This is a genomic window from uncultured Dubosiella sp. (assembly GCF_964018005.1).
GTDB lineage: Bacteria > Bacillota_I > Bacilli_A > Erysipelotrichales > Erysipelotrichaceae > Dubosiella > Dubosiella muris.
Map to the genome: position 1 here is coordinate 34,323 of NZ_CAXHOA010000015.1, position 12,713 is coordinate 47,035.

Annotated in this window: 11 protein-coding genes; 9 read left to right on the forward strand and 2 right to left on the reverse strand. The window is 48.5% G+C overall.

The genetic code is table 11. From position 1 onward, the window contains the following. Positions 1 to 57: 57 nt before the first annotated feature. From ABNS49_RS10510 to ABNS49_RS10520, 3 genes are all read left to right on the forward strand, one after another. Complete coding sequence (locus ABNS49_RS10510) at positions 58 to 1,590, forward strand: LTA synthase family protein (RefSeq protein ID WP_135979401.1); 1,533 nt, start codon at positions 58 to 60, stop codon at positions 1,588 to 1,590. Positions 1,591 to 1,690: 100 nt separating this feature from the next. Continuing rightward, on the forward strand, positions 1,691 to 3,085 hold the full coding sequence (locus ABNS49_RS10515) for a cellulase family glycosylhydrolase (RefSeq protein WP_290148462.1): 1,395 nt from the start codon (positions 1,691 to 1,693) through the stop codon (positions 3,083 to 3,085). 96 nt (positions 3,086 to 3,181) lie between these two features. Beyond that, positions 3,182 to 5,344 (forward strand): UvrD-helicase domain-containing protein, encoded by a 2,163-nt coding sequence (locus tag ABNS49_RS10520; RefSeq protein ID WP_135979399.1) that lies wholly within the window; start codon positions 3,182 to 3,184, stop codon positions 5,342 to 5,344. 89 nt (positions 5,345 to 5,433) lie between these two features. On the opposite strand, the gene ABNS49_RS10525 is transcribed toward ABNS49_RS10520, so the two are convergent. Beyond that, positions 5,434 to 6,339, reverse strand: a complete 906-nt coding sequence (locus tag ABNS49_RS10525; protein WP_135979398.1) for a hypothetical protein — start codon at positions 6,337 to 6,339, stop codon at positions 5,434 to 5,436. Next, a complete protein-coding gene (locus ABNS49_RS10530) occupies positions 6,332 to 7,360 on the reverse strand; it encodes a rotamase (protein WP_135979397.1) in 1,029 nt (342 codons plus the stop codon). Before ABNS49_RS10530 ends, ABNS49_RS10525 begins: the two co-directional genes overlap by 8 nt. A gap of 134 nt (positions 7,361 to 7,494) precedes the next feature. Here ABNS49_RS10530 and sufC point away from each other — a divergent pair, with 134 nt between their 5' ends. Genes sufC through ABNS49_RS10560 form a run of 6 tightly spaced genes read left to right on the forward strand, consistent with a single transcriptional unit; the run spans position 7,495 to position 12,692 of the window. Then, positions 7,495 to 8,313: a Fe-S cluster assembly ATPase SufC gene (gene sufC, locus ABNS49_RS10535; protein ID WP_135979396.1), complete on the forward strand. Its 819-nt coding sequence runs from the start codon at positions 7,495 to 7,497 to the stop codon at positions 8,311 to 8,313. 2 nt (positions 8,314 to 8,315) lie between these two features. Next, complete coding sequence (locus ABNS49_RS10540; protein WP_348688184.1) at positions 8,316 to 9,107, forward strand: SufD family Fe-S cluster assembly protein; 792 nt, start codon at positions 8,316 to 8,318, stop codon at positions 9,105 to 9,107. Then, positions 9,091 to 10,344: an aminotransferase class V-fold PLP-dependent enzyme gene (locus tag ABNS49_RS10545; protein ID WP_135979394.1), complete on the forward strand. Its 1,254-nt coding sequence runs from the start codon at positions 9,091 to 9,093 to the stop codon at positions 10,342 to 10,344. Before ABNS49_RS10540 ends, ABNS49_RS10545 begins: the two co-directional genes overlap by 17 nt. Positions 10,345 to 10,362: 18 nt before the next feature. After that, positions 10,363 to 10,818 carry a Fe-S cluster assembly sulfur transfer protein SufU gene (gene sufU, locus ABNS49_RS10550; RefSeq protein ID WP_135979393.1) on the forward strand — a complete coding sequence of 152 codons (456 nt, stop codon included), beginning with the start codon at positions 10,363 to 10,365 and terminating at the stop codon, positions 10,816 to 10,818. Then, the gene (gene sufB / locus ABNS49_RS10555) at positions 10,811 to 12,214 is read left to right on the forward strand and encodes a Fe-S cluster assembly protein SufB (protein ID WP_288342912.1); all 1,404 of its coding nucleotides are present in this window, start codon (positions 10,811 to 10,813) and stop codon (positions 12,212 to 12,214) included. The genes sufU and sufB overlap by 8 nt, the downstream gene beginning before the upstream one ends. Next, complete coding sequence (locus tag ABNS49_RS10560) at positions 12,207 to 12,692, forward strand: 5-formyltetrahydrofolate cyclo-ligase (RefSeq protein WP_135979391.1); 486 nt, start codon at positions 12,207 to 12,209, stop codon at positions 12,690 to 12,692. The genes sufB and ABNS49_RS10560 overlap by 8 nt, the downstream gene beginning before the upstream one ends. Positions 12,693 to 12,713: the final 21 nt, after the last annotated feature.

Consider the following 12,713-nt stretch of genomic DNA (forward strand, 5'->3'; position numbering starts at 1 on the left):
TATAAAAAATTCGCAATTTCGATTTGTTTTCGCTATAATTTCAAATTGGTAGGAAATATGAAAGAAATATTAAAAAATAAAAAAACACAAAAAATATTGAAAGTTCTCCGTTGGGTTTTATTTATACTTGTCAATCTTTTGATTTGTTTAGGGGTGTTTATCGGGCTAGGGTTTTTTGAAGCCTGCAAGTGGGTTCCTGAAAAATTCGGAAATATTCCATTCGAGCAAATTTTATTCACTGTAAATACTTCGGTTGACGGGGCCGGGGAAGGGGTAATGAACGAGTTCTGGGAAGCCTGCATTCAACAGCCGCTTCTTTGCGCGTTGTCGCTAGCGGTCTTTTTAGGTTGCCTTAACGCGCTCATGTTTTATTTTAAAAAGAATATTTTGCGTCGGATTTGTACGTTTATTTTCCTTTTATGCTCATTGGCGATTATGTGGGATGGCTTTGATTCATTCGCAAAGCAAATTGGCTTTTATGAGTATATGGATGGTTATTTAAATCCGTCAACACTTTATGAAGATGAATATGTAGATCCGGCGCAGTTAACGTATGTCTTCCCGGAGAAAAAAAGAAATTTGATTTATATTTATCTTGAATCTATGGAAACGAGCTATGGCGATATGCAACATGGTGGAGCCTTCCAAGAAAGTTTAATTCCAGAATTGTCAAAGCTTGCTACGAATAAAAACACTTTTACAAGTGGAAATGGCTATACGATCATTCCATCCAATGGCTGGACGGCAGCCTCTTTGATCGCTTCAACATCAGGGGCTAATTTAAAGACGCCAGTTGCTCAGGACAATACAGCCATTGAATTTCAGTTTATGGATGGCGCGTATACATTAGGTGAGATTTTAGAAAAGGAAGGTTATAACCAAATCTTTTTGATGGGATCGGATGCAGGCTTTGCCCAACGGGATTTGTTTTTTACGCAGCATGGAAATTACGAAATTCACGATTATTATTATGAGAAAGAACAAGGGAAATTTCCTGAAGACTATAGAGTTTGGTGGGGATACGAGGATAAAAAGCTGTTCGAATACGCCAAGGAGGATCTTCTGGAACTGGCTTCTCAAAATGAACCTTTTAATTTTACAATGTTGACGTGTGATACTCATTTTACCGGAGGGTATTTATGTAAAGACTGTCCTAAAGAGTATCCGGATCAGTACTCGAATGTGATTCGTTGTTCTTCAAAACAAATTGGTGATTTTGTGAAATGGATTAAAAAACAAGACTTCTACGACAACACCACTATCGTAATTGCCGGGGATCATTTGACAATGGATGATAGTTGGGCCAATGAACACATAGGGAATGATTACGAACGCAAAGGATACTATACGCTTATCAACTCGCCAGCAAAAAAACAAAGCGAGGAAGATCGGACATTGACCGCCTTTGACTTCTATCCAACGACATTGACCGCTTTAGGGGTGCAATACGAAGGGGACCGGGTCGGGCTGGGAACCGATTTGTACAGTACCACGCCGACGTTGGCAGAGAAAATGGGGCCGGACAAATTGGAAGAAGAGCTAAAACGGTTTTCGATCTACTATCAAGACCATATTCAAAAAGCGGATTAACGAAACGACTCGATATGTAGGAATGTACACATCGAGTTTTATTTTATACATTCCGAAGGAAGTTGATATAGTATAGAAGAAAAACAGGAGAATGAAATTCATGGAACGAAACTTTTTCAAAAAATGTTCGATGATCGCTTTGGCATTGCTATGTGTCCTATGCGGATGTCAAAACACAACGAAACGATCCGACTCGCAAACAAAACAATCAGCAGTCGAAAAAAAATCCGATCCGGTACAAAAAGAAAAGGGAATTTCGTGCTTATCCACGACGAACAACCGCGTGGTCGACGAATCCGGCAATCCGTACGTGATCAAAGGGATATCGACGCACGGGCTTGCCTGGTTCCCGGAAATCGTGAATGAAAAAAGCTTTTCAAATTTTAAAAACGATTTTGGTTTAAACACAGTCCGGCTCGCGATGTACACAGCCGAATCCGGAGGGTATTGCACCGATGGCTATCCACAAAAGCTGGAAAGCCTCATTGATCGAGGAATCAAGCTCTGCCAATCGCTCAACCTGTATTGCGTTGTCGACTGGCACATTTTATCCGATCAAAATCCGCTGGAGCATCTTGATTCGGCGAAAGGATTTTTTGAAAAGATGGCCAGACAATACGGCAAACTCCCGAATGTGATTTTTGAAATATGCAACGAGCCCAATGGTTCAACAACGTGGCAGGAAGTCAGTGAATACGCCAATGAAATCATTCCTGTCATCCGCAAGTATTCCGATACTCTTATTCTGGTTGGAACTCCTAACTGGTCCCAGGATATTGAGCAGGCTGCCCAATCGCCGCTGTCTTTTAAAAATGTGGCCTATACGCTTCATTTTTACGCCGCCACGCATAAAGACGACTTGCGCGCCAAGTACGAGCAAGTCGTAAACGAGATTCCAATCGTGGTCAGCGAGTTTGGAATTTGCGATGCCAGCGGCAACGGCGCAATCGACGAGGAAAGCGGGAACACCTGGATCCGGTTGTTGAACAAGTACGATACCGGTCGTATTTTATGGAACGCGTCCAACAAAGACGAATCGTCGTCCATATTGAAACCGGGTACAAACCTAGATGATTGGACTACCGCTGATTTAACGCCCTCCGGACAATGGCTTCTTGCCCAAAACAAGGCGGCTACACCTGTTAAAAAAATTTCACCGATCCAATCGACTTCCACGCAAGGAAAAGCGACTCTATCTTTTCAGTCGAGCAATACGTGGACTGAAAAAAATAAACCCGTTGTCCAGCTTGAGGGAACCCTTGACAACGCCTCTCCGGACGCCATCACGTCCTGGACATTCACAGTCCAATTTCCTGAAGCGGTCCAAGTCAGCGACCATTGGAACTGCGATATCCAAAGAATGGATGATCAAACGATCCAAATCACGAATCTCGACTACAATGGAAAAGTCGACGCGGGACAATCCATTTCCGATATTGGTCTGATCGTGCAAAGCGATCAATCGATCCAAGTCGACCAAATCCAGGTGAAATAATTTTTTTTAAAGCGACGTCAGGCTGATTCGGCCACGTCGCTTTTTGATTTCAAAAATAAGTTCAGAAATCTTGAACGCCTATGGTAAAATAAACCTATGGAAAACTACCTCGACACACTCAACCCCCAGCAATACGAAGCCGTCACGAGCACCGAAGGCTGCATCCGCGTCATCGCCGGCGCCGGTTCCGGAAAAACCCGGGCGCTCTCGCACCGGTTCGCCTATCTCGTCAATGAAATCGGCATTATGCCCGGCAACATCCTCTGCGTGACCTTCACCAACAAATCCGCCAACGAAATGCGCCAACGCATTCACAACTTAACCGGCGACAACGACACCGGCTTCATTTCGACGTTCCACGGCTTTTGCAACACCATCCTGCTCGAAGAATCGTACGCTGTGTCCTATCCAAAAAACTTCATCGTGCTCGACAACGCCGATATCGACGAAATGCTACGCATGATATACGAAGAACGAAATCTCACCCTGCGCCACATGACATTTTCCAAAGCGCGGGATATGATCGAAATCGTGAAATTGAAAGAAAGACCAGAGTATTACCTCGACTTGATCCATATGAACGTCGAGCAGCTCAAAGAAAAGTATTTACGCGCCCATACCCCGAAAGATATCATCTTTTACGGCTATTTGTACCAGCAAAAGAAATGCTTTGGCCTCGACTACAACGACTTGATCCTGCTCACTTTGTACATTTTCGAAAACCACGAAGACATCAAACGAAAGTGGCAGGAAAAACTCGAATACATCATGATCGACGAGTTCCAGGACATTGACGATCTGCAATACCGGCTCATGAAAGTTTTAGCTGGATTCCACCAAAACTTGTTCATCGTCGGCGATCCCGACCAGACCATTTACACATGGAGGGGAGCCCGCATCCAATATTTGATGGATTTTGATCGGGAGTTTCCCAACGTCAAAACGATCATGATGCCGCAAAATTATCGCTCGACACCCGAAATACTCAATGCCGCCAATTCCTTGATCGCAAAAAACGAGCAACGAATCCGCAAAGAACTCGTACCTGTATGTCCGCATGGACTAGCCGTGCAAGTCCACGAAGCCAAAACGGAAAAAGAGGAGGCCCGGTGGATCCTGCAAACGATTCAAAGCCTGCATCAGGAAGGAATCGAGTACCGCGACATCGCCATTTTATACCGCGCTCACTACATCACCCGATCCATTGAAGACGAGTTTTTAAAGGAAGAGCTTCCATACACGATTTATTCCGGGGTGCAGTTTTACGCCCGCATGGAAATCAAAGACGCGCTTTCCTATTTGCGGATGATCGTGTACAAAGACGATCTTTCCTTTCTGCGCGTCGTGAATACGCCCAAACGGAACATCGGCGAACGACGAATGAAATTTTTAAAAAACTACGCCGAACAAAACCATGTCAGTCTGTACGAAGCGCTCAAACTTTGCGTAGACGACGACCTTTTCAAAGCCACCAAAGGAAAGGCGTTCATCGCGTTGATCGAACGATTTTCCAAAGAATATCCAGGTCAGCCCGTCAGTGAAGTGCTCACCAGCCTGCTGGATCAAAGCGGCTATGAAACGATGCTGCGAACAGAAGGAAGCCAGGAGCGGCTCGACAATCTCGCCGAACTCAAGCAATCCATTTTGGATTATGAAATCAGCTGCGGGGAAGAGGCGGATTTGGAACACTACTTAGCCCACATCGCCTTGTTTACGAACGCCGATTTGGAAATGAAACAAAACTCGGTCAAACTAATGACCGTCCACACCGCCAAAGGGCTGGAGTTCGAGCATGTCTTTTTAATAGGAATGAACGAAGGCATGTTTCCAACGAAAAAAGTCAACAGTCTCGAGTCGATGGAAGAGGAAAGGCGGCTGGCCTTCGTAGCCATGACAAGAGCGAAAAAAAGCCTTTTTCTCACCGAATCCAATGGAAGGAATTTTGACGGGTCGCCCAAATACCCAAGCCGCTTTATTCTCGACATAGATCCCCGGTATTTGACGTTTACGCCCCCGATGTCCGAAACGCTTATCGAAGACGCCCGGCAGTACATCGAGATCCACGAACGGTTTTTACGATTCAAAATCGACCAGCCCGCATGGAAAGCCGGGGACCGCGTCGAACATGCCGTATTCGGTCCGGGAACGATTGTCGACACCGATCCGTTGAACAACGTCCACACCATTCGTTTTGACAAGCTGAACACGGAACGAAAAATCTCGTACCGGGCCAAACTCAAAAAAATAGAAGCGCAATAAACGATCCGAGGCGACTCGGATTTTTTCGCGTTTCCGATCCAAAAACTGGCCAAATAAAAAACCGCCGCTAAGGCGACAGTTTTCTTGGGTTAGTCTGTTTCGTCCGCTTTTTCCGTTAAGTCAGGCCGGGTGACCAGATATTCCGGAGAGTTGGTTTTATAATAGTCAAATAAATCTTGATCGTGCACTTCGAAATCGTATTTCGTTAAATAATAAACGAGACAGCCTTTGGAAAGGGAGGAATCCGAACCGAGCGTGTCCGCGATTCGTTCCACGTTCTCATCGTAGTCGTTTGAATCCAAAACCGCCACGAAGAACGTTGGATTCTCGTCATCCGACGAGTAAACCTCTTCCATCACGCCTGGATTTTTCGCGGTCGCCAGCGCGTTGATCAACCGCGTCGGCAGCGCCGTGTCGTTGGTCGTGACCAAAGCCTCGTCCCCTTTGTAGGACGTCGTTTCCGCCGCGTACTGTTGCGCGACTTCCTGCGGTGTTTTGCCGTCTTTCAAAGCTTGTAGCGCTTTGTTGGCCGCGTCTTCGTTTTCGCATTGGACGATTTGAGCGTAACTTGGTTTGTATTGCGCCTCGATCGTGTCTTGATCGTCGACAAAGTACTTGTCCATCAGAGCCTGCGCCTGCACAGATGGCAGGAGCACTTTTTCAATATACTCGTCCTTGCTGGCGTATCCTAGATTTTTCAGCTGCGTCTCGGTGTCCGGGTTGGCTTTGGCGATTTCATCGTATTGTTTTTCCGCTTCTTTTTTCAGCTCGTCGCTGGCTGGCACTTCTTTGCTGTAGATGATCTCCTGCGCCTGCTGAATCACAAGCGCCGGACCATTGCTGCGCTTGATCATCGTGTATTCGTCGCCCTTCGTGTACGTCGTGTCGCCAATCGTCATCAGCTTTTCGCCTGCGTCCTGAATCGAAGTCGTATGAACCGAGCAGCCGGCCAGCAGCAAGGAGCCCAGTACGAGCATAGGAATCTTTTTATTCATTCGTCGTTCCTCCTTTCAGCTGGTTCATATAGTTGTCCAGCTTCGTTTGAACGGCTTTGTCCTCAAAGTGGATATCCAGATCTTTCGCCGCGTTTTCAAGCACGGTGACCTCCAGACCTGGCGTGGCGTTCAGCACGGCGTACAAGAAGGAATCCTGCACCGCGCTGTCTTTGGATTGATGAATCGTATCCAGATCCGTCGTGTCGACGTGCACTTTGTACAGCGAAGTGATTCCCGTCGACTGGTTTTGCACTTCGATCCAGTCGCTCGTCTCGCCTTCGTTGATTTCTAGCGCTTTCGCAATCAAATTGGCATCCAGACCTGTCGAGCTGGCGTTGCTTGAAGAATCCAAATATCCAAACAAACCTTCTTTCGCCGCCGTTTCCGCTTCATCCGAGAAAGCCGTGGCCGCATCGGCGAACGTTCCGGTTTCAATGGCGTTGTCGATATTGTCGCGCTTCTTTGTTTCCGCTTCCGTCAAATTGGATGGATCCGCCACTTCCAGCTGGATCAGGCTGACGATCCGGGACTTCGCGTCCTTCATCGAATCCTTCAGCGTATCGAAATGGGCGTCCACATAGTCCTTGTTCAACGCTTTTTGCTCCACCGTCATCAGGCAGTAGTCGTACAGCTTGTCGTAGCTGTCAAAACCATACGAGGCGAGTTCCGCTTCGATCGCGTCCCGATACACGTCGCTGTTTTGTGAGGAAACGCGGGAACGGATGGTGTTTTCGAGTTTCTTCGCTTCCTCTTCCATTTCTTTCGTCGTTTTTACGCTCTGTTTGACCACCGCGTTGCGATACATATTATATAATAGATCGCCATCGAACGGTGTGTAGTCGTCATACAGCGCATCCGCCGTGATATCCGTGTCGGCCAGGGTCGCAAGCACATCTTTGCCCTCACTCGTTTTCGCGGATACGTTATCTTTATTGGAATCAAAAATAAAATATCCGACAAAAGCGATGATAATCACTGCGATCAGAATGACAAACCAGTTGTCTTTGATCAAGTCTGACATATAGACCTCCTTGTTAAAATTTCCCTACAATTATATGAGATTTTCCCGTAAAAAGCAATCTGCTCACCAAATCGTAAGCATTGAGATTTACCGTAAAGTTTGCTATGATTGAAGCTATGAAAAGAGGTATCGATATGCCGAAATTAGTAATTAAAAACCTACACGTCAAAGTGGAAGAGAAAGAAATATTAAAAGGCGTCGATTTGGAAATTGATGCCAACGAACGACACGCTCTGATGGGGCCGAACGGCAACGGAAAAAGCACGCTGCTGGCCGCGATCATGGGCAATCCGAAATTTACCGTGACGGAAGGCACGGTCACATACGATGGCAAGGATGTCCTTGCGATGCCGGTTGACGAACGAAGCCGGCTTGGTATCTTTTTGGGGATGCAGTATCCAAGCGAAGTCCCGGGCGTGACCAACTCGGACTTTCTGCGCACCGCGATGAACGCGCGCAGTGAAAAGCCAATCTCCCTGTTCAAATTTATCAAGGAAATGGACCGCGCGATCAAAGAGCTTCATATGAAGCCGGATCTGGCGCACCGCTTCCTCAACGACGGCTTCTCCGGCGGAGAGAAAAAGCGCAACGAAATCGTGCAGATGATGCTGCTCAAGCCAACGCTCGCCATGCTCGATGAAATCGACTCGGGTCTTGACGTCGATGCGCTGCGCATCGTGGCCGACGCGATCGACCAGTGCCAGAAAGAAACCGACATGGGCATGATCATTGTTTCCCACTACGCCCGGTTCCTGGACTACTTGAAGCCTACGCACGCGCATGTGCTGGTCGACGGCCGAATCGTCGTATCCGGCGGAACGGAACTCATCGACCGCATCGACCGCGAAGGGTACGACTGGATCGAGCAGGAATACCACGTCAAAGCGCATCATGAAAAAGAAAAAGAAAGACCGATCTCGTTGGGAAGCTGCGGCGCCAAAAGGAGCCGGTAAATATGATGGAACGGATTTACGAAGACGTCTTCCAGGACCGGCTTGAAATCAAAGAGGATTTCAAAATCGTCGTTTCGCCGCGCTCGAAAGGCGAGTCGATGGTCGACGTCGTAGAAGGCGGGACGCTTCGATTTGAACTGGATGTGATGGAAAGCTCGACTTTAAAGCTTTTTATCCGCAACCTGGCGAAAGCGCCGCTCCATATCGACATGCGCGGCTTGATTCACGCCAACGCGCACGTCGAGTTCTCCTTTCTCGATTTGGAAGAGCAGGAAGTGACGTTCGACGAGTATGTCCGCCTTTTTCAGGAAGGCGCCTCGATCGACAACACCACCTCCCAGCTCGTCCGTGACGGAATGAAAAAAGGCAACATCGAAATTCGCCACGAGGCGGCCTACACAAGCGGCCACATGCACAATTTCGCCGTCTTGTTCGACCACGCAAAATACGAAATGGTCGCCAATGGCAATATCGAAAAAAAAGCCAAGGAGTCCGCGTCCCATCAGGAAACCCGGGTGCTGACTTTGGGCAAAGACCATGCAGCCAAAGTCATTCCGCTGCTTCTCATTGATGAAAACGAAGTCAAAGCCTCGCACGCACTCACGATCGGCGAGCCCGACGAAGCACAGCTGTACTACTTGCAGTCGCGCGGCCTCAGCAAAGAAATGGCGCTCGGCTTGTTGAGCGTTGGCTATTTCATGCCGACGATTCGCAAGATCGAAGACGAAACGCTGCGCGAGCAAGTCCGCGAGGACATGGAAAGAAAGGTGGGCGTCTATGGACATCAAGGATAAAATTTACGAAATCCGGGAAGATTTCCCGATTTTAAAGCGAAAGATGTGCGATCATCCGCTTGTGTATTTGGATAACAGCGCGACGACGCTTAAACCGAAGTCGATGATTGACACAGTCGTGAACTACTATACATATTTAGGCGCTAACGCCCATCGCGGGGACTACGAAATGAGCGCCCAGGTTGATTTTGCTTACGAAAACGCTCGAAAACTCACGAAAGAATTCATTCACGCCCGCCGCGATGAGGAAATCGTTTTTACATCCGGCACGACGGAAAGCCTCAATATTTTAGCGATGACGATCACGAACACCTGGCTTCATGAAAACGACGTCGTGTTGTCGACCGTCGCGGAGCACGCGTCCAGCGTGCTGCCTTGGCTCGAAGCCGGAAAATCGAAAAACATTAAAGTCGAATACATTCCGCTGGACGAGCAGGGAAGAGTGACTGTGGACAACTTCAAAAAAGCGCTCCACGACAAGGTGAAAGTCGTCGCGCTCGCGCAAGTGTCCAACGTTCTCGGCTACGAGGCGCCAATCAAGGACATTGTTCGAATCGCCCACGAGCACGGCGTCAAAGTCGTCGTGGACGGCGCCCAATCCATCGCGCATTTGCCAGTCGATGTGCAAGATCTCGATGTCGACTTTTTCTGCTTCTCGGCCCACAAAATGTGCGGCCCGACAGGCATTGGCGTGCTCTATGGAAAATTCGACTTGCTCGAAGAGCTGACGCCGGTTTTCTTTGGCGGGGAATCGAACGCCCGCTTCAACAAATGCGGAAAAGTGTCGTTGAAAAAGACGCCGCTCAAATACGAGAGCGGAACGCAGCCAATCGAGGGGGCGCTGGGCATGGCGGCCGCCATGAAATACATCAACGAGCTCGGCAAGGAAAACATTCACCGCTACGAGCTGGCGCTCAAACATCATTTTTTGGAAAAAATCAAAGATGTAGAAAAAGTGAAAGTCTACAACGCCGAAGCGGAAAGCGGAATCATCACGTTCAACGTGTACGACCAGGGAAAGCTTATTTTTCCGCAAGACGTGGCCAGCTTTTTGAACACGCGAGGCATTGCGGTCCGCAGTGGAGAGCATTGCGCCAAGCTATTGGGCGAAGTGCTCAAAGTGCCGGGAACCTGCCGGGCGAGCGTCTATTTTTACAACACATTCGAGGACATCGACAAACTGGTCGAAGCCTTGAAGGATGCCTCCTTCGAGACATGTCTTGATATATTCTTTTAATTGAAAGGAGGAAATGGTATGGCAACAAGTATCGACGGAGCGATGCTCCGGGATATCATTATGGACCATTATCAATATCCGAGAAACAAGCATCCGCTTGTAGAGGATCCACAATATAAATCCAAACATATGGCGAGCGACTCGTGTATCGACGATATCACCGTGCAAGCCAAATTCAAAGATGGAACGATCGAGGACGTGGCGTTTGACGGCGTCGCCTGCGCGATCTCCACTTCGGCGACCGACATCATGTCCGATCTTGTGAAGGACAAAACTATCGAAGAAGCCCAGAAAATCATCGACAACTACATGGCGATGGTCGATGAAAAAGAGTACGACGAAGACTTGCTCGACGAGGCCGTCGCTTTCCAAAACGTCGGCCGCCAAGCCAACCGCATCAAGTGCGCGACGATTGGCTGGAACGCGCTGCAGGCGCTCATCGACGAAGAAAAAAAGGAGGAAAACAATGGCTGATCACAAAGAGATTCCCGGATCCTCCGAATACGAGTACGGTTTTCACGATCGGGACGTTTCCGTTTTCAAAACCAACAAAGGATTGACAGAGGAAACGATTCGCGAGATCTCGAAAATCAAAAAAGAACCGCAGTGGATGCTCGACATCCGTTTGAAAGCGTACCACGCGTTTCGTGAATTAAAAAACCCAAGCTGGGGACCGGATCTTTCCGGCATCGACTTTGACGACTACACGTATTACATCAAACCAAGCGACAAGCAGGAAAAATCGTGGGATGAAGTGCCGGAAACGATTCGCGACACATTCGAACGACTCGGCATCCCGGAAGCGGAACAAAAATTTCTGGCCGGCGTTTCAACCCAATACGAATCCGAAGTCGTTTATCACAACATGCTGGCCGAAGTCGAGGAAAAGGGCGTCATCTTTCTGGATACCGATTCCGCGCTTCGGGAGCATCCGGAGCTCGTGAAAGAATACTTTGGCAAGCTGGTTCCGTATTCCGACAACAAGTACGCCGCGCTCAACACGGCCGTGTGGTCGGGCGGCTCGTTTATTTACGTCCCTAAAGGCGTAAAGCTCGATAAACCGCTTCAATCGTATTTCCGCATCAACTCGATGCAAATGGGACAGTTCGAGCGGACGCTCATCATCGTCGACGAAGGGGCCGACGTGCATTACGTGGAAGGGTGCACCGCGCCGACGTACTCCAAAGACTCGCTGCATGCGGCGGTTGTCGAAATCTTTGTCCACAAAAACGCCACATGCCGGTATTCCACCGTGCAAAACTGGTCCAACAACATTATCAACCTTGTGACGAAGCGGGCGAAAGTGTACGAGAACGCCCATATGGAATGGATTGATGGAAATATCGGCAGTTTGATCAACATGAAATACCCGGCGTGTATTTTAGCCGAGCCGTACGCCAAAGGAACGTGCATCTCCATCGCGGTCGCCGGCAAAGGACAGCAGCAGGACGCGGGGGCCAAGATGATTCATCTGGCGCCGCACACCTCAAGCAATATCATTTCGAAATCCGTCGCGCGCAACGGCGGGGAAGTGAACTACCGCGGCTGGGTCGTCCAGGCCAAAAACGCGGAGTACTCCAAAAGCAAAGTGGAATGCGACACGCTGATTCTTGACGACCAGTCCCGCTCGGATACGATCCCGCTGAATAAATCGTTCTCCAAAACGAGTCAAATCGAACACGAGGCGACCGTGTCGAACATTTCCGAAGAACAGTTGTTTTATTTGATGTCGCGAGGCTTGACGAAGGCGAAAGCGACAGAAATGATCGTCATGGGCTTTTTGGAACCATTCACAAAAGAGCTGCCGATGGAGTACGCGGTCGAACTCAATCAGCTGCTCAAACTGGATATGAGCGACTCCATTGGATAGAAAAGCGCTCATCGAAAGGCGGCTTCAAGTCGCGAATCGAGCAGAAAAAGAAAAGGCAATCGTTGAAAGGCTGTTGCCTTTTTTAAAAGGGAAACAGACCGCCGGCTATATGCCGATCCGAGGGGAAGCCAATGTGTTTGGTCCCTGGATTGATTTTGTGCCAAAAGTGGTAAGCGCGACCAGGATGGTGTTTTTGCCGCCCGTCCATTTCAAAAAGGGCGCGTTTGGCGTTTTGGAGCCAGAGAGCGAGGCTGTCGTTTTGAGCGCGCAAATCGACGTCATCGTCGTGCCGATGGTCGCCTTCGACGGAAAGTACCGCATTGGATACGGAAAAGGATATTACGACCGGTATTTAAAAACCTTTGAGGGGTTAAAAATCGGTGTCGCGTTCGACGACCAGGAAGTTTACGATTATCAGCCCAGTCTTTACGATGTACCGATGGATGTGATCGTCACGGAATCGAGAACTATCGAATGAGCTGACGAATGGGAAAAATCA

Coding starts and splice junctions, on each gene's coding strand:
- ABNS49_RS10545 (WP_135979394.1), top strand. CDS start 9,091: ATGGACATCAAGGATAAAATTTACGAAATCCGGGAAGATTTCCCGATT.
- sufC (WP_135979396.1), top strand. CDS start 7,495: ATGCCGAAATTAGTAATTAAAAACCTACACGTCAAAGTGGAAGAGAAA.
- ABNS49_RS10530 (WP_135979397.1), bottom strand. CDS start 7,360: ATGTCAGACTTGATCAAAGACAACTGGTTTGTCATTCTGATCGCAGTG.
- sufU (WP_135979393.1), top strand. CDS start 10,363: ATGGCAACAAGTATCGACGGAGCGATGCTCCGGGATATCATTATGGAC.
- ABNS49_RS10510 (WP_135979401.1), top strand. CDS start 58: ATGAAAGAAATATTAAAAAATAAAAAAACACAAAAAATATTGAAAGTT.
- ABNS49_RS10520 (WP_135979399.1), top strand. CDS start 3,182: ATGGAAAACTACCTCGACACACTCAACCCCCAGCAATACGAAGCCGTC.
- ABNS49_RS10525 (WP_135979398.1), bottom strand. CDS start 6,339: ATGAATAAAAAGATTCCTATGCTCGTACTGGGCTCCTTGCTGCTGGCC.
- ABNS49_RS10515 (WP_290148462.1), top strand. CDS start 1,691: ATGGAACGAAACTTTTTCAAAAAATGTTCGATGATCGCTTTGGCATTG.
- ABNS49_RS10540 (WP_348688184.1), top strand. CDS start 8,316: ATGATGGAACGGATTTACGAAGACGTCTTCCAGGACCGGCTTGAAATC.
- sufB (WP_288342912.1), top strand. CDS start 10,811: ATGGCTGATCACAAAGAGATTCCCGGATCCTCCGAATACGAGTACGGT.